Source organism: Stutzerimonas tianxiuensis (assembly GCF_053470365.1).
Genome location: NZ_JBPVWS010000005.1, coordinates 23024 through 44053, shown reverse-complemented (window position 1 = coordinate 44053; position 21030 = coordinate 23024). Strand labels below are relative to the sequence as shown.

Here is a 21030-nt window from a genome sequence, read left to right as displayed (position 1 = left end):
TCCTGAATTCGAGGCACCAGCGGTGCGGCGCAAAGACTTTAGCCCTTTGCTCGCGAGTGCGCAGTTTTTCCGTGCGGCGCGTTGCCGCAGACAGGCTGTGTTTCGGGCGGCTTGGTTATACTCGCGGCTTCTTTGGAGACCCCATGCACGCATCCGTTCACCTGCTGTCTGCCAGCCGCCAGAACCTCCGTCTGCTCACCCTGATCCGCGTCCTCGTGCTGGCTGCCCAGGCAGGCGCGGTAGGGCTTGCGTACGCCACCCAGCTGTTCGGTCTGCCGTGGTTTCATCTAGGGGTCACGCTTGGTGTGTCGGCGCTAATCTGTTTGGGTACGGCGCTGCGGCTTCGCGGGCCTTGGCCGGTTACAGAGCTTGAGTATGCCGGGCATCTGGCGACCGATCTGTTGATCCACAGCGCCCTGTTGTATTACTCGGGCGGCTCGACCAATCCGTTCGTTTCCTACTATCTGGTGCCGCTTACCATTGCGGCGGCAACGCTGCCGTGGCTGTATTCGGTGGCCTTGTCCGGACTCGCGCTTGCTGGGTACACCTTGATGCTGGTCTGGTATGACCCTGTCATTGTGCCGCCGGTTGATCGCACCACGCTGCTGGTCTATGGCATGTGGTTGAGTTTCGCGCTGGCGGCGGCGTTGATCACTTTTTTCGTAGCGCGCATGGCCGAACAACTGCGGCGTCAGGAGCAGCTTCAGGCTCAGCGTCGTGAAGAAAGCATGCGCGACCAACAGCTGTTGGCCGTGGCGACCCAGGCCGCCGGTGCTGCTCATGAGCTGGGCACGCCGCTGGCGACCATGAGTGTGCTGCTCAAGGAGTTGCGTCAGGATTACAAGGAGCCTGCGGAGCTCAGCGAGGACCTGGCATTGCTGCAATCGCAGGTCCAGTTGTGCAAGGACAGTCTGCGCCAGTTGGTCCGTGCGGCCGAAGCCGATCGGCGTCAGGCCATCGTCGAGCAGACCGTCCGCGAATGGGTCGAGTTGGTGTTACAGCGCTGGCACCTGATGCACCCGGAAGCCACCTATCGCTTCCAGTGCCTCGGCAAGGGCACGCCCCCGCGGCTGATGCCGCCGGCGGATTTGGGGCAATCGCTGCTCAATCTGCTGAACAACGCCACCGATGCCAGCCCGGACAATCTGGACATTCGGCTGGACTGGGACGCACAGTGGATCAGATTGACCATCCGCGACCACGGCGCTGGCGTACCGCTCGCCATTGCCGAGCAGATCGGCAGACCGTTTATCACGACCAAGGGCAAGGGGTTTGGTCTTGGCCTTTTCCTAAGTCAGGCAAGCGTTACGCGCGCGGGTGGCACCGTGAAGCTTTACAATCACGAAGAGGGTGGCACCCTGACCGAGCTGCGTCTGCCGCACGGCTCGGTACGGGCCTGACCAGACGCGATCATTACGCGAGGAATGCAAACATGACCGAAGAGTTGCAGCACGAAGGCGAAGAACAGCCTCATCTGCTGCTGGTAGACGACGACCCGACCTTTACTCGCGTCATGGCACGCGCCATGAGCCGCCGCGGTCTCCACGTCAGCATCGCCGGGTCGGCGGAAGAGGGCCTGGAGATGGCCAAGCAGGACCTGCCTGACTACGCCGTGCTGGACCTGAAGATGGAAGGCGACTCCGGACTGGTGCTGCTGCCCAAGCTGCTCGAGCTGGACCCGGAGATGAAGGTGCTGATCCTGACCGGATATTCGAGCATCGCCACAGCTGTGGAAGCGATCAAACGTGGGGCCTGCAACTATCTGTGCAAGCCCGCCGACGCTGACGATGTGCTGGCTGCGTTGCTGTCCAAGCATGCCGATCTGGATACGCTGGTGCCGGAAAACCCGATGTCGGTGGACCGTTTGCAGTGGGAACACATTCAGCGCGTGCTCGCCGAGCACGACGGCAACATTTCCGCGACTGCCCGTGCGCTGGGCATGCACCGGCGGACGCTGCAGCGCAAACTGCAGAAGCGCCCCGTGCGGCGCTGACCGCACCCAGCGCCAATGGCTCCGGCTGTTGGCGCAGTGTTCTTTCAATGCCGGATCGATAGCCTGCCAAGGCTCGATCCGGCATCGTCGTTATCGTATCGTCCTCTGACTTTTGTTCTCGAGCCTCGCCATGTTGCCCGTGGTTCTGCAGACCCTGAGCGTCACAGCTCCGGTATTCGTGATGCTGTTTATCGGCGTCGCCTTGATGCGCCTGCGCTTGATCGACGCCACGTTCATTCATACCGCATCGACACTGGTGTTCAAGGCTACGATGCCAACCCTGCTGTTCCTGTCGGTCATCAAGGCGGACCTGAGCGCTGCGTTACAGCCAGGGCTGCTGATCTACTACGTTGGCGCTACGGTGGGTGGGTTTCTACTGGCGTGGGGCTGGGCAATCTGGCGCTGTCCGGTTGCCGATCGCGGCGTCTATGTTCAGGGCGCGTTTCGCGGCAATAACGGTGTAGTGGGACTGGCCTTGGCGACCAGCCTCTACGGAGACTATGGGCTGTCACTCGGCGGTGTGCTGGCTGGTCTGGTGATCCTCTTGTACAACAGCCTGTCTGCCGTGGTACTGGCCATCTATAGCCCGGACGGGGAGGCCGATGCGGGCGCGATCGTTCGCAGCATCTTGCGCAACCCTTTGATCATCGGCGTGACAGCGGCGCTACCTTTTGCCTACTGGCAAATCGCATTGCCCGACTGGCTGATGACGTCTGGACAGTATTTCGCTCAGCTGACCCTGCCTCTGGCTCTGATCTGCATCGGCGGCACGCTGTCGATTTCCGTGCTGCGCGAGAGCAGCAGCGTGGCGATGAGCTCGAGCCTGATGAAGATGGTCTGGTTCCCTGCGTTGGCAACGCTGGGTGCCTGGCTATGCGGCTTTAGAGGCGCCGAGCTGGGCATTCTGTTCCTTTACTTCGGCTGCCCGACAGCATCGTCCAGCTTCGTCATGGCGCGTGCGGTCAACTCCAATCACCAGTTGGCCGCGACCATTATCGTCATCACCACGCTCGGCGCGGCGCTGACCATCAATGCCGGGTTGTTTCTGCTGGGCTGGGCCGGCTGGATCTGACCAGCCGGCCCTGTGCGTCAGTTGCGCTGGGTCTTCCAGGCCCGACCGGAGATCACAAGCAAGGTCACCATGGTCAGAGGCACTACGTAGCCGATCATCGCGTCGCCGAAAACCTCAGCCAACGGCCGGCCGGTGCTGACCAGCACCAGGTAGACGGTATAGGCGACGTAGTACGCGACGAAAAGCAGACCTTCCCAGCGATTAATGGCGTAACCGGTAAAGAAGATCGGCAGGCAGGCCAGGGCGACGGCGATCATGACCGGGAAGTCGAAAGCCAGTGCATTGGCAGCCACGCCGATCGCATCGGGTGAGACCAGCGACGCCAGGCCCAGGACGCAAAGCAGGTTGAAGATATTGCTGCCGACGATGTTGCCGACTGCGATATCACGCTCGCCGCGTATGGCTGCGAGGATTGATGTGGCCAGTTCCGGCAGCGAGGTGCCGATGGCGATTACGGTCAGCCCGATGACCAGTTCCGACAGTCCCAGTGCGCGAGCCAGCGACACGGCGCCCTCCACCAGGAAATTCGAGCCGGTCACCAGCAGAACCAGGCCGGCAACGACCAGGCCGGCGTTGATCAAAGAAGCGTAAGGCTTGGGTGTTTCGTCGAGACCGAACTCCTTGGCGAACTCGTCGTCGGCTGTGGCCGCTGCAGTGGCGCGGCGGCTGCTGATGATCAGAAACGCCGTGTAGGCGATCACAGCCGAAAACAGCAGTGCGCCGTCAAGGCGGCTAAGCGAGCCATCCCAGGCCAGGGCATAGGTGACCAGACTGGCCCCGATCATGATCGGCACGTCGAGTCGAATCAGCTGGCGGGAGACGATCAGCGGCGCGACCAGCGACGTCACGCCAAGAATCAGCAGAACGTTGGCGATGTTGCTGCCGAGCACGTTGCCGATGGCGATGTCACCGCTGCCGTTAAGGGCGGCCTGCACGCTGACTGCGGTTTCCGGTGCGCTGGTGCCGAAAGCGACCACGGTGAGGCCGATGATCAACGGCGGGATACCGAACTGAGCGGCCAGTTTTGCGGCGCCACGGACAAGTACCTCAGCTCCAGCCACGAGCAGTACCAGACCGGTTATCAAGTAAACAAACGTCATCGCGGACACGATGGGTAACTCCAAATGGGACAGGAAACGAAGGGACTTAGCGCTGGTGTTTCCAGGCGCGCAGAAAGATCACCAAAAGCGTGATGGCGGTCAAGGGCAATACGTACCAAGTCATTGCATGGCGCAGCAGGTTGATCGCCGGTAGGCCAGTGGAAAACATGATGAGGTAAAGCGTATAGGCGACGTAGTAGCCAAAGAACATCGTGCCTTCCCAGCGGTTGATCCGGTAACCAGAGAAAAAGATCGGCAGGCAGGCGGCGAACACGGCAAGCATCACGGGCAGATCGAACGCCAGCGCATTGGGAGAAATGGACAGGCCTTCAGGCGAAATCGCAGCACCGGCACCTAGCACCAGCAGCAGGTTGAAGATGCAACTGCCTACGATATTGCCCACGGCGATGTCGCGTTCGCCGCGATAGACCGCTAGCAGCGAGGTCGCGAGCTCGGGCATGGATGTTCCAACGGCGATTACGGTCAGCCCGATGACCAGCTCCGACAGTCCCAGCGTCCGAGCCAAAGCCACCGCACCCTCGATGAGCAGGTTTGAACCCAGAATCAGCAAACCCAGACCGACCAGCACCAGGGTCAGTTGAAGCACCCAGCCGAGCGGCTTGGCGTTACGGTCTGGGCCGTATTCGTCCCGAAATTCGTCAGCCTGAACACGTGCTTCCCGCTTGCTGGCGATCACCAGAAAGCCCGTATAGAGCAGCAGCAATGCGAGCAGGATCAACCCGTCAAGCTGGCTGATGCGACCATTCCACGCCAGCGCGAAGGTCAGCAGGCCTGCGCCGATCATCACGGGTACGTCGAGGCGCACCAATTGTCGAGACACCACCAACGGCGCGACCAGCGCCGATAGACCGAGGATGAGCAGGATGTTGGCAATGTTGCTGCCGATCACATTGCCAACGGCGATATCCCCGCTGCCGTTCAGCGAGGCTTGGATGCTCACCGCCGTTTCCGGTGCGCTGGTACCGAACGCGACAACGGTCAAGCCAATGATCAGTGGCGAAATGCCGAAGCGTGCAGCCAGTTTGGAGGCGCCTCGTACCAACGCTTCGGCGCCAGCAACCAGCAGCACCAGGCCGCCGATCAGGTAGGCCAGGGTCATCAAACTCATCAGTGTTCCTTAGAAAGCAGTTCGGCAATCAGTCCAGTGTTTCGATCCTTACTGGCGCGATACCGTCTTCGAGCAGATCGATTCGATTCGCCGCCACTCGTGAGAGATCGATGATCCGGCCCGGTTTGAAAGGCCCGCGATCATTGATGCGTACGGTGACTTGCTTGCCGTTCTCCAGGTTGGTGACTTCAACGCGCGTGTCGAAGGGAAGCGTCTTGTGTGCGGCCACCAGCTCGTTCTGGTTGAAGGTTTCGCCGCTTGCGGTTTCCTTGCCTTGAAAACTGCGAGCGTAGTACGACGCCTTGCCTTTCTGGACAACAGTGCTTTCGGTGGCATCCGCCTCTGGCGACTCGGAACAACCAGCGGCGAGGGCGAGCAGGATCGGGGCGGTCAGCATTCGGGTTTGCATAAGCAATCCTTCCTGAACGGATCAGGCTGCGGTTACGGGTTCAATCTCGTCAGTGTTGGATCGTCAATGGGCGCGGCCGTTCACTCGCTCATGAAGGTGCAGCGGGCGAGGTTGGCATCAGTAAAGGAGTGAAGGAGTAAAGGAACGGGCCCTGTCGGGCCCGTATCGGTCAGCCTTCCAGCTTGCTTTTGAGCAACTGGTTGACCTGAGCGGGGTTGGCTTTGCCTTTCGAGGCCTTCATGGCCTGACCGACAAAGAAACCAAACATCTTGCCGCGCTTGGCTTCGTCACTGGCGCGGTACTGTTCGACCTGCTCTGCATTGGCAGCCAGAACCTCATCAAGCATCTTCTCGATCGCACCAGTGTCGGTGACCTGCTTGAGGCCCTTCTTTTCGATGATCTCGTCGGCCGAGCCTTCGCCAGCCGCCATCGCTTCGAAGACCATCTTGGCGATCTTGCCGCTGATGGTGTTGTCCTTGATGCGCTGAATCATGCCACCCAGTTGCTCGGCGGAAACCGGCGACTGCTCAATAGCCAGGTTGTCCTTGTTGAGCAGGCTCGACAGCTCGCCCATTACCCAGTTAGCAGCCAGCTTGGCGTCGCCGCAAACCCTTTGCACAGCTTCGAAGTAATCGGCCATCTCACGGCTGGCAGCCAGTACGTCAGCGTCGTAGGCGGACAGGCCGAACTCGCGCTCGAAGCGCTCGCGCTTCTCGACCGGCAATTCCGGCAGGCTGGCGCGCACTTCGTCGAGAAAGCTCTGTTCAATTACCACTGGCAGCAGGTCGGGGCAGGGGAAGTAACGGTAGTCGTTGGCTTCTTCCTTGCTGCGCATGGAGCGCGTCTCGTCCTTGTTCGGGTCGTACAGGCGGGTTTCCTGCACCACTTTGCCGCCGTCTTCGATCAGCTCGATCTGACGTTGGACTTCGTGGTTGATCGCCTTCTCGATAAAACGGAACGAGTTGACGTTCTTGATTTCGGCACGAGTGCCGAACTCGGTCTGGCCTTTGGGGCGTACCGATACGTTGCAGTCGCAGCGCAGCGAACCTTCGGCCATGTTGCCGTCACAGATGCCGAGGTAGCGCACCAGGGCGTGGATCGCCTTGACGTAGGCCACGGCTTCCTTGGCTGAGCGGATGTCCGGCTCGGAAACGATTTCCAGCAGCGGCGTGCCGGCACGGTTGAGGTCGATACCGCTCATGCCCTGGAAGTCTTCGTGCAGGCTTTTGCCGGCGTCCTCTTCCAGGTGCGCGCGAGTGATGCCAATGCGGCGGGTGCTGCCGTCTTCCAGGGTGATGTCCAGATAGCCTTTGCCGACGATCGGGTGATCCATCTGGCTGGTCTGGTAGCCCTTGGGAAGGTCCGGGTAGAAGTAGTTCTTGCGCGCGAAGACGTTCTTGTCAGCGATCTCGGCATCAATCGCCAAACCGAACTTGCAAGCCATGCGCACGGCTTCGGCGTTTAGCACCGGCAGGGTGCCGGGAATGCCGAGGTCGACCAGGCTGGCCTGGGTGTTGGGCTCAGCACCAAAGGTGGTGGCGCTGCCCGAAAAGATCTTCGACTGAGTGGCGAGCTGAGCGTGGATTTCCAGCCCGATGACGGTTTCCCATTGCATGTTTTTCGTCCTCAGAATCCGCTCGGTGCTTGTTTGTGCCACTCGGTGACCTGCTGGTACTGATGAGCGACGTTGAGCAGGCGACCTTCCTGGAAGTACGGGGCCAGCAGCTGCACACCTACCGGTAAGCCGTCGATGAAACCGGCTGGCATGGAGAGGCCCGGGATGCCGGCCAGGTTGGCGGTGATGGTGTAGATGTCTTCGAGGTAGGCCGACACCGGGTCGTTGTTCTTCTCGCCAAGCTTCCAGGCCAGGTTCGGCGTGGTTGGGCCGAGGATGACGTCGACTTCGTCGAATGCGCTGACGAAGTCATTCTTGACCAAGCGGCGGATCTTCTGTGCCTTCAAGTAGTAGGCGTCGTAATAACCCGCTGACAGCGCATAGGTGCCGACCATGATGCGGCGGCGGACTTCGTCGCCAAAGCCTTCGGCACGGGAACGCTTGTAGAGGTCGGTCAGGTCTACGGGGTTCTCGCAGCGGTAGCCGAAGCGCACACCGTCGAAGCGTGACAGGTTCGAAGAGGCCTCGGCCGGGGCGATCACATAATAGGAAGGGATCGCGTGCTGCATGTTTGGCAGGCTGATTTCCTTCACCGTGGCGCCCAGCTTCTTCAGCTCTTCGACCGCAGCCATTACCGCGTCGGCAATCTTTCTATCGAGACCTTCGCCGAAATACTCCTTCGGCAGGCCGACGCGCAGACCGGTCAGCGGCTTGGTCAATACCGAGAGGTAATCATCCAGTGGCTGATCGACGCTGGTCGAATCCTTCGGGTCGAAACCGGCCATGGCGCCCAGCATCAGGGCGCAGTCTTCTGCCGTTCGGGCAATCGGGCCGCCCTGGTCGAGGCTGGAGGCGTAGGCAATCATGCCCCAGCGCGAAACGCGGCCGTAGGTAGGCTTGAGGCCCGTCAGGTTGGTCAGCGCCGCTGGTTGGCGGATCGATCCGCCAGTATCGCTGCCGGTGGCGGCAGGCAAGAGGCGCGCCGCGACGGCTGCCGCGGAACCGCCGGACGAGCCGCCCGGTACGCGGCTCATGTCCCAGGGGTTCTTCACTGCGCCGTAGTAGCTCGACTCGTTAGCCGAGCCCATGGCGAATTCGTCCATGTTCAGCTTGCCCAACGAGACCGCGCCAGCGGCAGAAAGCCGTTCAACGACGGTGGCGTCGTAGGGTGCTTGGAAATTGTCGAGAATCTTCGAGCCGCAACTGGTGCGAATGCCCTGCGTGCAGAACAAGTCCTTGTGACCGATAGGCGCACCTAGCAGCGCACCATTTTCACCCTTGGCGCGGCGTGCGTCGGCGGCCTTGGCCTGGGCGATGGCCTGCTCTTCGGTGACGGTGATAAAGCTGTTGAGCTGTGGGTCGAGCTGCTGGATGCGGGTCAGCAGCGAGCGGGTCAGCTCTTCGGCCGAGAACTGTTTAGCAGCCAGTGCGCGAGTAATCTCTGCAAGGGTCAATTGATGCATGTCGGCGTCCTTCATTACTCGATCACCTTTGGAACCAGGTACAGGCCATCTTCCACGGCCGGGGCAATGGCCTGGTAGGCATCGCGCTGGTTGGTTTCGGTGACCGTGTCGGCGCGCAGGCGTTGGCTGGTCTCCAGCGGGTGGGCCAGAGGCTCGATGCCAGTGGTGTCCACGGCCTGCATGCGATCGATCAGGCCGAGGATGTTGTTCAAGGTCTCGGTGGTGCGGGGCAGGTCGTCTTCATTCAGACCCAGGCGGGCCAGATGAGCGATCTTTTCCACCTCGGAGCGTTCAAGCGCCATCGGAATTCTCCAGCGGGAAGCGAGTCGGGTGCCTTTCGTCGGCAAAGCGCGGCGAGTGGCGGCGGGTTCGAGTCGCAGCGGTGGGCATTCGAGCCCGGAAAAGCCGTCAATCTTACATGCCTGAGGGGCTTCTCGGTAGCGCAGCTGCGGCTTGCGGGGTTTTTCAGGGATGGCTGTATTTCGCGCAGTGGCTCACGTGTGCCCCGATAACCGCGGACTCTCGCCTTGCCCTAACTTCGCACCATTGTTAGAGTTTGCGGCACTTTTTTCCCCACGCGTTTGCCCCAGGGCCCTTTTCCCATGTTCAAGAAACTGCGTGGCATGTTTTCCAGCGATTTGTCGATCGACCTGGGCACTGCCAATACCCTTATTTATGTGCGCGATCGCGGCATCGTCCTGAACGAGCCTTCAGTCGTTGCCATCCGTACCCATGGCAACCAGAAAAGTGTTGTCGCCGTGGGCACCGACGCCAAACGCATGCTTGGTCGTACCCCGGGTAACATCAACGCCATCCGCCCGATGAAAGATGGCGTCATCGCCGATTTCAGCGTCTGCGAAAAGATGCTTCAGTACTTCATCAACAAGGTTCACGAAAACAGCTTCCTGCAGCCCAGCCCCCGAGTATTGATCTGCGTTCCCTGCAAATCCACTCAGGTTGAGCGTCGTGCGATTCGCGAATCCGCTTTGGGCGCGGGCGCGCGTGAAGTGTTCCTGATTGAAGAGCCCATGGCCGCCGCCATCGGTGCCGGTCTGCCAGTAGACGAAGCACGTGGCTCCATGGTTGTGGATATCGGTGGGGGCACCACTGAAATTGCTCTGATTTCTCTGAATGGCGTGGTCTACGCCGAATCCGTTCGCGTCGGTGGTGACCGTTTCGACGAATCCATAGTGACCTACGTGCGCCGTAACTACGGCAGCCTGATCGGCGAGTCCACTGCCGAGCGCATCAAGCAGGAAATCGGTACCGCTTTCCCCAGCAGCGACATCCGTGAAGTCGACGTTCGTGGCCGCAACCTGGCCGAAGGCGTGCCGCGTAGCTTCACCCTCAATTCCAATGAGGTCCTCGAAGCGCTGCAGGAGTCCCTGGCCACCATCGTCCAGGCAGTCAAGAGTGCGCTGGAGCAATCACCACCAGAGCTAGCTTCCGATATCGCCGAGCGTGGTCTGGTCCTGACCGGCGGCGGCGCGCTGCTGCGTGATCTGGACAAGCTGCTGGCGCAGGAAACCGGTTTGCCGGTCATCGTCGCTGAAGAGCCGCTGACCTGCGTAGCGCGTGGCGGCGGCCGCGCACTGGAAATGATGGACCGTCACGCCATGGACCTGCTGTCCACCGAGTGACCTAGAAGCGGTAAGCTCCAAGCGACAAGCCGACAGCAGGCTCTGCTCTCGGCTTGTCGCGTTTAGTTTGAAGCCTGCAGCTGCGAGGATCCCTCCATCAAACCACTATTCGCAAAAGGACCGCTGCTCGGTGTGCGCCTGCTGGTGCTCGCTGTGCTTTGTGTCGCGCTGATGGTGGTGGATGCGCGCTTCGATACCTTGAAGCCACTGCGCAGTCAGATGGGGTTGGTTCTCACACCCTTCTATTGGCTTGCCGATCTGCCGGTGCGCACCTGGCAGCGCGCCACCGAGCAGATCAGCAGCAGCACCAGCCTGGTGGCCGAAAACGAAAAGCTGAAGGCCGAAGCATTGCTCATGCAGCGGCGTTTGCAAAAGCTCGCGATGCTGACGGAGCAGAACGTGCGCCTGCGCGAGCTGCTCAATTCTGCTGCGCTGGTGGATGACAAGGTAATCGTCAGTGAGCTTATCGGCCTGGACCCGAACCCGTTCACGCACCGCATCCTGATCGACAAGGGCGAGCGCGACGGCGTGTTTCTTGGCCAGCCAGTGCTTGATGCCAGCGGGCTGATGGGGCAGGTCGTTGAGGTCATGCCTTATGCCGCACGGGTACTGCTGTTGACCGATGTGACACACAGCATTCCTGTGCAGGTCAATCGCAACGGATTGCGCGCCATCGCGGTCGGTACGGGCAGCCCCGACTATCTGGAACTGCGCCATGTCGCCGAAACGGCAGACATCAAGGAAGGCGATCTTCTGGTCAGTTCCGGTTTGGGGCAGCGTTTCCCCAGTGGCTATCCGGTTGCCCAGGTTACTGAGGTGGTGCGGGGCTCCGGTCAACCCTTCCTGATCGTTCGTGCCATTCCCACTGCCATGCTCAACCGCAGCCGCTACCTGCTGCTGGTGTTCAGTGACTCGAGAACACCTGAAGAGCGGGCCACTGCTGCTGCCCAGGCCCAGGAGTCCGCCGACCGCCAGGCAGAGGAGGGAGCAGCCGCTGAAAGTCCTGCATCAGGGTCGCCGGCCTCCGTCGAGCCCGCCGCATCAACAGCGACCGATGCGCCGACGCCAGCGCCGGAACCGGAGGAACGACTATGATCCACGGTCGTTCAAACAACGGTTGGGTTATCTGGCTGTCGCTGTTGTTGGCGCTGCTGCTCAGCGTAGCCCCCATGCCCCAGAGCTTCGGCCTGGCGCGTCCGCTCTGGCTCGGTATGTTCATCGCCTACTGGGCAATTGCCCTGCCTCATCGTGGCGGCATGGCGGCGGCGTTTTTCTTTGGGTTGATGCTGGACGTGCTGTCCGGGACCCTACTTGGGCAGAACGGCCTGCCGCTGCTGCTGATTATCTTTCTGGTGCTGAGCCTGCAGCAGCGCCTACGCATGTTCCCATTGCTGCAGCAGAGTTTGGTGCTGCTGGTGATTCTCGGCATCGGGCAATTGGTGCAGTTGTGGCTCAACACCCTGACCGGAAATCGTCCACCGACACTGTTGTTCCTTGTCCCCGTGCCGGTGAGCGCACTCTTCTGGCCTTGGGTTTTCGTCGGGCTGGAATGGGCGCGTCGGCGCTTCAACGTTTACTGAGCCTTCCGTCCACGCTGGACGGCTTTCGGTCGTTGTCCGGATGTGTGAATCTGCTGCGCTCGCCCACCAAGGAGCCGGCATGTCCACTTTGTTTCTCGCCTCCGCGTCGCCACGACGCCGTGAATTGCTGACCCAGATCGGCGTTCCATTCTCCCTTCTTGCTGTTTCCATCGACGAAACGCCCAGTGCGGCGGAAACGCCCGACGACTATGTTCAGCGCTTGGCGCGGGAGAAGGCCTTGGCCGGCCTTTCACTCGTCAGCGACGGCTCGGCCTGTGTACTGGGTGCAGACACTACGGTCGTACTGGATCAGCGAATCCTGGGCAAACCAGTCGACAAGGCCGATGCGCTGGCAATGTTGGGTGCATTATCCGGACGTGAGCACCGGGTCATGACCGCCGTTGCGATAGCTAACAACTCGGGTTGCGAGGTGCGTCTGGTTACCAGTCGGGTGCGATTCCGTCCGATCAGTGTCGATGAAGCCGAGGCGTACTGGGCCAGCGGCGAACCCCAGGACAAGGCCGGCAGTTACGCAATTCAGGGCTGGGGCGCGGTTTTCGTCAGTGCGCTGGAAGGCAGCTATTCGGCCGTGGTCGGGCTGCCGTTATGTGAAACAGCCCAGCTGCTCGAGGCATACGGACTTCCGTACTGGTGTAAAAGCTCGGTATAGAGCCTGTGGCTTGGCGGCTTATGCCGTTAGAATCGAGGCAACTCGTCAGCTTCGGCTGCTATACCCACCGCCATCGGCCGAGAACAATAATGAGCGAAGAAATCCTGATGAACATCACCCCCATGGAGTCACGGGTCGCGGTGGTGGAAAACGGTGTTCTGCAGGAGGTGCATGTCGAGCGCACCCAGCGCCGGGGCATTGTTGGCAACATCTACAAAGGCAAGATAGTGCGGGTACTGCCTGGCATGCAGGCGGCTTTCGTCGATATCGGACTGGAGCGCGCAGCCTTCATCCATGCGTCGGAGATTTCCAGTCGCGAGGGTAACGCTGTCGAACCTATCAGCGCCCTGGTCCATGACGGGCAGGCGCTGGTCGTGCAGGTTACCAAGGATCCGATCGGCACCAAGGGCGCGCGGCTGACGACCCAGTTGTCGATCCCTTCGCGCTACCTCGTGTACATGCCCAAGACCAGCCATGTCGGCATCTCACTGCGGATCGAGGACGAAGCTGAGCGTGAGCGCCTCAAGCAAGTTGTGGCTGAGTGCGTTGCGGCCGAAGGCATCAAGGAAACCGGCGGTTTCATTCTGCGTACCGCAGCGGAAGGCGCCGGCAGCGATGAGATCCTGATGGACATCCGCTACCTGCGCCGCCTGTGGGAGCAGATCGACGGGCAAATAAAAACCGCTGGCGCGCCTTCGGTCATCTATGAAGACCTGTCGCTGGCCATGCGCACCCTGCGGGATCTGGTTAATCCACGTATTGAAAAAATCCGTATCGACTCCCGGGAAAACTTCCAGAAGGTCAGCCAGTTTGTGGGCGAGCTGATGCCCGAGCTTGGTGAGCACCTTGAGCATTACCCCGGTGAGCGGCCGATTTTCGACCTGTACAGCGTGGAGGACGAAATACAGAAGGCGCTCGAGCGTAAAGTCATGCTCAAGTCCGGCGGTTATCTGATCATCGACCCGGCCGAAGCGATGACCACCATCGACGTCAACACCGGCGCCTTCGTCGGTCATCGCACCCTCGAAGAAACCATTTTCAAGACCAATCTCGAGTCCGCGACAGCAATTGCACGCCAGCTGCGCCTGCGTAACATCGGCGGAATCATCATCATCGATTTCATCGATATGGAGGACGAGGAGCATCGACGCCAGGTGCTGCGAACGCTGGAAAAGCAGCTGGAGCGCGATCACGCCAAAACCAACATCATTGGCATCACCGAGCTTGGGCTGGTGCAGATGACCCGCAAACGCACCCGCGAAAGCCTTGAGCAGGTGCTGTGCGAGCCGTGCATGTGTTGCCAGGGGCGGGGCAAGTTGAAAACCCCGGAGACTGTCTGCTACGAGATCTTCCGCGAAATTCTACGTGAGGCCCGCGCCTATCAGCCGGAAGGTTATCGGGTGCTGGCGAACCAGAAGGTTATCGACAGGCTGCTCGATGAGGAATCGGGCAACGTTGCCGACCTTGAGAGCTTCATCGGTCGCTCGATCAAATTCCAGGTCGAGACCATGTATTCCCAGGAACAGTACGACGTGGTGCTGCTCTGAAGAGAGGCAAGCCTGACCGTTCGGGCCTAGGTGTGCGGGGCATTTCCGTATGAGTCGGCTCTTGGCTTTCGTACTCGCCGCACTGCGCCGCAGTCTCTGGCTGGGTGCAATGGGCCTGATATTGCTTGCGCTCTATGTGAGCCTTGGCCGGCAGCTGGTGCCGCTGGCGGCTGAATATCGCCTCGAGGTACAGAACGCCGCTCGCGACCTGCTCCATATGCCGGTTACGCTCGGCGAACTGGAAGGCCGCTGGCAGGGTTTATCTCCAGAGCTGGTGGCGCACAACGTGATGCTTGGTGTAGGCGACGGGGCGGTACGGCTGGATCGCTTGGCACTGGTCCCCGACGTTTCAGGCAGTCTCATGGCGCGACAGCTGAAGCTGGATACCGTGGAATTTGCCGGCCTTCACCTCAGCATGGTGCAAACCGCTGACGGTCGATGGCGGGTTGATGGGCTGCCCGAGCGTGGCGATCAGCCGCCGCCGGATCTGCAGAAGCTGGTCACCCAGTTGCAGAGCGTCGGGCGTCTGCGGCTGCTGGACAGTCAAGTTACCGTCGAGGCTCGCAATCAAGCGCCGATGACCTTGACCTATGCCAACCTTCAGTTGCGAACCCAACGGGAGCGTCTGTGGCTGGACGGCCGTCTGCTGCTGCCCGACGGTCAGCCCCTGAGCTTGCATGCCGAGGCGTGGGCTCAGTCGAACGACTGGCTGGGGAGTAGAGCAGAACTGTACCTCAGCCTGCCGCAAAGTGATTGGGCCAACTGGCTGCCGGCCAGTCTGACGGGCAGCTGGAACCTCGCAAAACTCCAGGCGGGTGGCGAGATGTGGTTCGAGTGGCACGACCGCCGCTTGTCCCGGGCGGTGGCTCGGCTGAATGCACCAGCTTTGCGGCTGGGTCGGCTGTCCCGTGATCCGGTGCAGATGAATGATCTGGTGGTCAACGCCTACCTGGATCACGCGAGCGATGGCTATCGACTTCAACTTGACGGGTTGGCTTTTACCTTCGAGGAAGGTCGCTGGCGGGATACGACGCTAATAGCCAAGCAAGACATGGCCGAAGACAGTTGGCATCTGCTGGCTGACCGCATCGCTGTCGCCCCTGTGGCTGAGCTTGTCCACGCAATGATGCCGCTGCCGGAGCGGGCCAGTGAATATCTGCAAGGCCTTGCGCCCAGCGGAACGCTGCGCAATCTGCAAGTCGACTACCGGCCTGCGCTGGGTGGCGACGAGCGTCTGGCTTTCACTGCCAATCTTGATGCGATCAGTATCGCTGCGCATGAATGGGTGCCGGCGATTCGTAATGTGAGCGGCGCGGTACGAGGCAATCTGGGCGGTGGAGAGCTGCTTTTCGACAACCGTGATTTCGAGCTGCATCTGGCCAAGCTATTTCCACGTCCCTGGGACTATCGGCGTGCCCGTGGGACCTTTCGTTGGGCCCTTGATGATGAGGCGGTCACCCTTGCTGCTCCTTACTTGCAGGTAGAGGGAGAGGAAGGCGATATCGCCGGTGATTTCCTGATACGTCTGATGCGCGATCCCGCAGCAGAAGACTACATGGACCTGCGTGTCGGGCTCTCGGACGGCGATGCGCGCTTCACCGAAAAATATTTGCCGACACGTTCGCCGGCGCTAAGCCCGGCTTTGACCGAGTGGCTCAATACGGCGATTCGAGGCGGCACCGTTGAACAGGGTTATTTCGAGTATCAGGGGGCGCTGGCCGGCGAAGCGGCTGCCACAGCGCGCAGCTTGAGTCTGTATTTCAAAGTCAGAGACGCCGAGCTGGCGTTTCAGCCCGGTTGGCCAGTGTTGCGTGAAGGTCGCGGAGAGGTGCTCATCGAGAACAGCGGTGTGCGCGTGCGCCTCGCCGAGGCCCGGATGCTCGACAGCCGCGTTCACGACGCCACGGCTGAGATTCTCCGCAACCATGACGGTCAGCCGCCTAGGCTGGATATCGATGGACAGGTGGACGCCCATGTTCGGGATGCGTTGACCCTGATGCAGGTCGCGCCCATCGGCACAAACGGGATGTTCGCCGACTGGCGAGGCGATGGGCCCCTGAACGGTACGCTCAGGCTGGGGATTCCATTGGCAAAAGGCGGACAGCCTCAGGTTGATGTCGAGTTTTCCACCGCCAATGCCTCACTGTTCATTGCGCAGGCGAATCTGCAGGTTGACGCGTTAGAGGGTGACTTTCGCTATGAAAGCGAGCGCGGGTTCAGCGCGAAGACGTTCAGTGGCCAAGCCTTGGGCAGTGCGATCAAGGGCAGGGCGATGGCGACCGGCGCGCCGGGCACGCCATCCACGCGAATCGAGGCGGCAGGAACAGTTGGTGTGTCACCCTTGTTGGCATGGCGAAAGATTGAACAGCCCGTCCCCGTGTCTGGGCAACTACCCGTTCGGTTGAGTCTCTTTCTGAGCAGCGCTGACAATCATCTGCAGGTTGATTCTTCGCTATTGGGAACCTCTCTGGCGTTGCCTGAACCCTTCGGTAAATCAGCTGGGGATCGGCGCGACACTACATTGCGAATGACCTTTGGCGGTGAGCGACAGCGTTATACGCTCCGATATGACGCCCTCGCAGCACTCACCTTTGTTGCGCCAGGCGAAAACTGGCGCGACGGGGGCGGCGAGCTGGTGCTCGGTGGCGCCGCAGCGAACCTGCGCACCGACCAGGGATTCTACGTGCGTGGCAGTGTGCCGCGGTTTGATCTGAGCGAATGGCAGGCGTTGAGCGATCAATATGCTGGCGCGGCGACAAATCCAGGTAGCTCGATGTTACGACGAGCACAGCTCCAGATAGGCGTTTTCTCCGGATTCGGCACCGAGGTTGATGATCTTCGTGTCGACTTGCGGCGTCGTTCTGCGGGGTGGCTGCTTGGCTTGCAGAGCGAGACCGTGGCCGGGAACGTCCGCTTGCCGGATGCCGAAGACCGCCCGATTGTGTTGGGCCTCTCGCACTTGCGCTTTCCTGCAGCCGAGCCAAAAGAAGGTGACGCGCCGCCGCAGGACCGCCTGGCCGGCGTCGATCCAAAGGATCTTCCAGCAGTGGATATCTCGGTAGACAGGTTGTTCTTGGGCAATGAGCTGCTGGGGGCGGGCGCAATGAAAATTCGCCCCAGCGCCGAGGGGGTCTCATTTCAGGACCTCGACCTGGATCTCAAGGGGATCAAGCTCAAGGGGAGCGGCGGATGGGACGGTGAAAGAACCACCTACAAGGGGCGGCTTGCGGGCGGCAATCTGGCCGACGTGTTGCAGGCCTGGGGTTTTGCTCCTTCGACCACAAGCGAGGACTTCAGGCTGGACGTGGACGGGGGCTGGTCCGGCTCACCGGCTTTCTTCGCCTTGAATCGATTCTCCGGCCGGCTCGACGCCCGGTTGCGTAAAGGTCAGCTCAGGGAGGTGGATGGTGGCGCGCAGGCGCTGCGGGTCTTCGGTTTGCTGAATTTCGACTCGATTGGTCGACGGCTGCGGCTGGATTTTTCCGATCTGTTCAGCAAGGGGTTGAGCTATGACCGAATCAAGGCCGAGTTGCGTGCGACAGACGGCGTTTACGTGACGGCTGAGCCGCTAACGGTCGACGGGCCGTCCAGCAACCTGGAGCTAGACGGTCGGTTGAATCTTGTCGAAGATCGGATCGATGCCAAGCTGTTGGTGACACTCCCTGTCAGCAACAACCTGCCGTTGGCCGCGCTGATTGTCGGCGCGCCAGCCATCGGCGGCGCGCTGTTTGTGGTCGACAAATTGCTTGGCGATAAGGTCGCACGCTTCGCGACTGTTCAATACAACGTCGAGGGACCCTGGAAGTCGCCAAAGATCACCTTCGGCAAGCCCTTTGAAAAGCCCAACTGAGCCTCGTTCCGGCAGTCGGGCGCTGCGTTCAAGTGAGCACCTAACATGACCCTCGCGGTTATTCAGATGGCCAGTCAGGCCGACATTCAGGCGAATCTCGCTAACGCCAGAAGGCTTTTGGAAAGCGCCGCTGAAGCGGGTGCGCAGCTCGCTGTGCTACCGGAAAACTTTGCAGCCATGGGGCGAGCCGATCTGCCGACGGTCGGACGCGCCGAAGCCGAGGGCGCCGGACCGATTCTTCCGTGGTTGAAACAGGCAGCGATAGACCTCAGGTTATGGATAGTGGCTGGCACCTTGCCGCTGCCCGCCGATGGGCAGCCACGTTCACAGGTCAGGGCGTGCTCTCTGCTCGTTGATGATCAGGGGCAGCAGGTGGCGCGCTACGACAAGCTGCATCTATTCGATGCGCAGGTCAGCGATTCACGCGGTCGCTATAGGGAGTCGGATGATTACGCGGCCGGCGATCGCCTGGTGGTGGTCGATACGCCGTTCGGTCGGCTGGGCATGAGTGTCTGTTACGACTTGCGTTTTGCCGAGCTGTATACGGCCCTGCGTCTGGCCGGGGCCGAGCTGATCAGTGTGCCATCGGCGTTCACTACCGTGACTGGCCAGGCGCATTGGGAGATGTTGTTGCGTGCGCGGGCTATCGAGACGCAATGCTATATGCTGGCGGCAGCGCAGGGTGGCGAACACCCGGGCGGACGGTTGACCCATGGCCATTCGTCTATCGTGGATTATTGGGGGCGTGTGATAAGCGAGCAAGCTGTCGGCGAGGCGACGTTGGTTGTCGGACGAGACACAGCTGAGCAGGTGGCGACGCGTCAACGTATGCCGGTGGTGGATCATCGTCGTTTTACCGCGCCCCGTATCGTTTCGGGGACTTTGGAGTAGATATGAGTGAACTGTTGTTACCTGTCACCGAGCGTTTGCTGACCCCCGGCGGGCTGGGTCTTGATGATCTGCCCGAGTTGCTTGGCGAATTGGCGGGCCCAGGCATCGACGCCGCCGATCTGTATTTTCAGGATCAGGTCACCGAATCCTGGGTGCTGGAAGATGGAATCGTGAAGGAGGGTGGCTTCCATCTCGAGCAGGGCGTGGGTGTTCGCGCGCTCTCCGGCGAGAAGACCGGTTTCGCCTACAGCAATGCAATCACCGCTGAAGCGCTACGGCAAGCCGCCGAGGCGGCGCGATCAATCGCCAGAAGCGGTGAGCAGGGGCGCGTCAAGGTCCTGTCCAAAGCCGCTTTTTCGCCGCTGTACGGTCAGGATAATCCGCTGGACGGACTTGGTCGGGCGGAAAAGGTCGAGTTGCTCAAGCGGATCGACGTTGCCACTCGGGCCCTGGATCCGCGTATCAAGCAAGTCACGGTGAGCTTGGCGGGCGTCTGGGAGCATATTCTGGTGGCCGGTCTGGACGGCGGTATGGCAGCCGACATAAGACCCCTGGTGCGCTTCAATGTCAGTGTCATCGTCGAGCAGAACGGGCGTCGCGAGCGCGGCGGCCAGGGCGGTGGCGGGCGTACCGGTTATGAGTATTTTCTCAGTGAGGATCGGGCGATGGGCTATGCCCGTGAGGCCCTGCGTCAGGCACTGGTGAATCTGGAAGCCATTGCTGCTCCCGCCGGCACACTGCCGGTGGTGTTGGCACCCGGCTGGTCCGGGGTCTTGCTGCACGAGGCAGTCGGACATGGGTTGGAAGGCGATTTCAATCGCAAGGGCAGTTCGGCCTATAGCGGCCGGATGGGCCAGCAGGTTGCGTCCAAGCTGTGCACTATCGTCGATGACGGCACGCTGGCCAATCGTCGTGGCTCGCTGAGCGTGGACGATGAAGGCACGCCGACCCAGTGCACCACGCTGATCGAGAACGGAATACTCAAGGGGTATATCCAGGACAAGCTCAACGCGCGCTTGATGGGGGTTGCCCCTACCGGAAACGGGCGTCGCGAGTCCTATGCGCATCTGCCCATGCCGCGGATGACCAACACCTACATGCTGGCGGGCGAAAGCGACCCCGAGGAGATCATTCGTTCGGTCAGGAAGGGCATCTACTGCGCGAGTCTTGGCGGCGGGCAGGTGGACATCACCAGCGGCAAGTTCGTGTTTTCGACCAGCGAGGCGTACCTGATCGAGGACGGCAAGATTACCGCGCCGGTGAAGGGCGCGACCCTGATCGGCAACGGACCGGAGGTCATGAACAGGGTTTCAATGGTGGGTAACGATCTGGCGCTGGACAGCGGCGTCGGTACCTGCGGAAAAGACGGCCAGTCGGTACCGGTCGGTGTAGGCCAGCCGACTGTGAAAATCGATGGGATCACAGTCGGAGGAACCGGGGCCTGAAGCGCCGTGCTGGACGCGAGTAGACCTGCGCTATCGGTTAGCGCAAGCCTCGTTGGGTTTCGTCCAGCTCGCGGATGTATTTGAAAATCTTGCGGCTGGCCGCCGGCGGTTTGTTTCGCGCCGCTTCGTGCTGGGCATGACGGATGAGGCTACGCAGGTGCTGACGGTCAGTCTCGGGATATTCGGTGACGAAGGCTTCGAGGGTCTCGTCGTTGCCCGCGATCAAGCGGTCTCGCCAGCGTTCCAAAGCGTGGAAGCGCTCGTTGTACTGGCGGGTCGAGGCATCGAGTTGATCAACCAGGGCGAGAATGGCGTCGACATCCTGATCACGCATCAGCTTGCCGATGTATTGCAGATGGCGTTTGCGCGCGATATGCGCGGTGTGTTTTGACGCGTCAGCGAGTGCTTTGCGCAGTGCATCGGTAAGCGGCAGACGGTCTAGCACATCGGGTTTGAGGGTAGTAAGGCGTTCACCCAGATCCTGGAGAGCATGCAGTTCGCGCTTGACCTGGGTTTTGCTTTTTTCCTCGAAACCGTCGAGATCGGAAATATCAGACATGGGGCTGGTCCAGTAGGTAATGCCGCCATGATAACAGCAGCCTGGCGACAGGGCTCAGCCGAGCACA

General features: G+C 60.9%; 18 protein-coding genes. 11 read left to right on the top strand and 7 right to left on the bottom strand.

What is annotated here, in order from left to right; genetic code table 11:
* Positions 1–143 precede the first annotated feature (143 nt).
* The 3 genes from ACSSNI_RS08305 (at position 144) to ACSSNI_RS08295 (ending at position 3065) form a co-directional block, all read left to right on the top strand.
* Positions 144–1400, top strand: coding sequence for an ATP-binding protein (locus tag ACSSNI_RS08305; RefSeq protein WP_102836902.1), 1257 nt, complete (start codon positions 144–146; stop codon positions 1398–1400).
* 32 nt (positions 1401–1432) lie between these two features.
* The gene (locus ACSSNI_RS08300) at positions 1433–1993 is read left to right on the top strand and encodes a response regulator transcription factor (protein ID WP_102836901.1); all 561 of its coding nucleotides are present in this window, start codon (positions 1433–1435) and stop codon (positions 1991–1993) included.
* Between the two features lie 130 nt (positions 1994–2123).
* Positions 2124–3065 carry an AEC family transporter gene (locus tag ACSSNI_RS08295; protein ID WP_448259096.1) on the top strand — a complete coding sequence of 314 codons (942 nt, stop codon included), beginning with the start codon at positions 2124–2126 and terminating at the stop codon, positions 3063–3065.
* 17 nt (positions 3066–3082) lie between these two features.
* Here ACSSNI_RS08295 and ACSSNI_RS08290 read toward each other — a convergent pair whose 3' ends face one another.
* The 6 genes from ACSSNI_RS08290 to gatC form a co-directional block, all read right to left on the bottom strand.
* Positions 3083–4174 carry a calcium/sodium antiporter gene (locus tag ACSSNI_RS08290; protein WP_448259094.1) on the bottom strand — a complete coding sequence of 364 codons (1092 nt, stop codon included), beginning with the start codon at positions 4172–4174 and terminating at the stop codon, positions 3083–3085.
* A gap of 37 nt (positions 4175–4211) precedes the next feature.
* Positions 4212–5294, bottom strand: coding sequence for a calcium/sodium antiporter (locus tag ACSSNI_RS08285; protein WP_102836898.1), 1083 nt, complete (start codon positions 5292–5294; stop codon positions 4212–4214).
* Between the two features lie 28 nt (positions 5295–5322).
* On the bottom strand, positions 5323–5703 hold the full coding sequence (locus ACSSNI_RS08280; RefSeq protein WP_102836897.1) for a septal ring lytic transglycosylase RlpA family protein: 381 nt from the start codon (positions 5701–5703) through the stop codon (positions 5323–5325).
* Positions 5704–5872: 169 nt separating this feature from the next.
* Positions 5873–7318 (bottom strand): Asp-tRNA(Asn)/Glu-tRNA(Gln) amidotransferase subunit GatB, encoded by a 1446-nt coding sequence (gene gatB / locus ACSSNI_RS08275; protein WP_448259092.1) that lies wholly within the window; start codon positions 7316–7318, stop codon positions 5873–5875.
* Positions 7319–7329: 11 nt separating this feature from the next.
* Entirely contained in the window at positions 7330–8781 is a 1452-nt protein-coding gene (gatA, locus tag ACSSNI_RS08270) for an Asp-tRNA(Asn)/Glu-tRNA(Gln) amidotransferase subunit GatA (RefSeq protein ID WP_448259090.1), read from the bottom strand.
* Positions 8782–8795: 14 nt separating this feature from the next.
* Complete coding sequence (gene gatC, locus ACSSNI_RS08265) at positions 8796–9083, bottom strand: Asp-tRNA(Asn)/Glu-tRNA(Gln) amidotransferase subunit GatC (RefSeq protein WP_148925119.1); 288 nt, start codon at positions 9081–9083, stop codon at positions 8796–8798.
* Positions 9084–9383: 300 nt separating this feature from the next.
* On the opposite strand from gatC, the gene mreB reads away from it, so the two are divergent.
* The 8 genes from mreB to tldD all read left to right on the top strand — a co-directional run bounded on the left by mreB (position 9384) and on the right by tldD (position 20404).
* Positions 9384–10421, top strand: a complete 1038-nt coding sequence (gene mreB, locus ACSSNI_RS08260) for a rod shape-determining protein MreB (RefSeq protein ID WP_045424672.1) — start codon at positions 9384–9386, stop codon at positions 10419–10421.
* Between the two features lie 96 nt (positions 10422–10517).
* On the top strand, positions 10518–11516 hold the full coding sequence (gene mreC / locus ACSSNI_RS08255) for a rod shape-determining protein MreC (RefSeq protein WP_448259161.1): 999 nt from the start codon (positions 10518–10520) through the stop codon (positions 11514–11516).
* Positions 11513–12001 (top strand): rod shape-determining protein MreD, encoded by a 489-nt coding sequence (gene mreD, locus ACSSNI_RS08250; protein ID WP_102836893.1) that lies wholly within the window; start codon positions 11513–11515, stop codon positions 11999–12001. The genes mreC and mreD overlap by 4 nt, the downstream gene beginning before the upstream one ends.
* Positions 12002–12080: 79 nt before the next feature.
* Positions 12081–12671 (top strand): Maf family protein, encoded by a 591-nt coding sequence (locus ACSSNI_RS08245; RefSeq protein ID WP_448259087.1) that lies wholly within the window; start codon positions 12081–12083, stop codon positions 12669–12671.
* 89 nt (positions 12672–12760) lie between these two features.
* The gene (gene rng, locus ACSSNI_RS08240; protein ID WP_159967228.1) at positions 12761–14218 is read left to right on the top strand and encodes a ribonuclease G; all 1458 of its coding nucleotides are present in this window, start codon (positions 12761–12763) and stop codon (positions 14216–14218) included.
* Positions 14219–14267: 49 nt separating this feature from the next.
* Positions 14268–18068, top strand: a complete 3801-nt coding sequence (locus ACSSNI_RS08235; protein ID WP_448259085.1) for a YhdP family protein — start codon at positions 14268–14270, stop codon at positions 18066–18068.
* Positions 18069–18113: 45 nt separating this feature from the next.
* The gene (locus tag ACSSNI_RS08230; protein WP_448259084.1) at positions 18114–18959 is read left to right on the top strand and encodes a carbon-nitrogen hydrolase family protein; all 846 of its coding nucleotides are present in this window, start codon (positions 18114–18116) and stop codon (positions 18957–18959) included.
* Positions 18960–18961: 2 nt separating this feature from the next.
* Complete coding sequence (gene tldD / locus ACSSNI_RS08225) at positions 18962–20404, top strand: metalloprotease TldD (protein WP_448259082.1); 1443 nt, start codon at positions 18962–18964, stop codon at positions 20402–20404.
* A gap of 37 nt (positions 20405–20441) precedes the next feature.
* Here tldD and yjgA read toward each other — a convergent pair whose 3' ends face one another.
* Positions 20442–20963 (bottom strand): ribosome biogenesis factor YjgA, encoded by a 522-nt coding sequence (yjgA, locus tag ACSSNI_RS08220; protein ID WP_148925113.1) that lies wholly within the window; start codon positions 20961–20963, stop codon positions 20442–20444.
* Between the last annotated feature and the right edge of the window lie 67 nt (positions 20964–21030).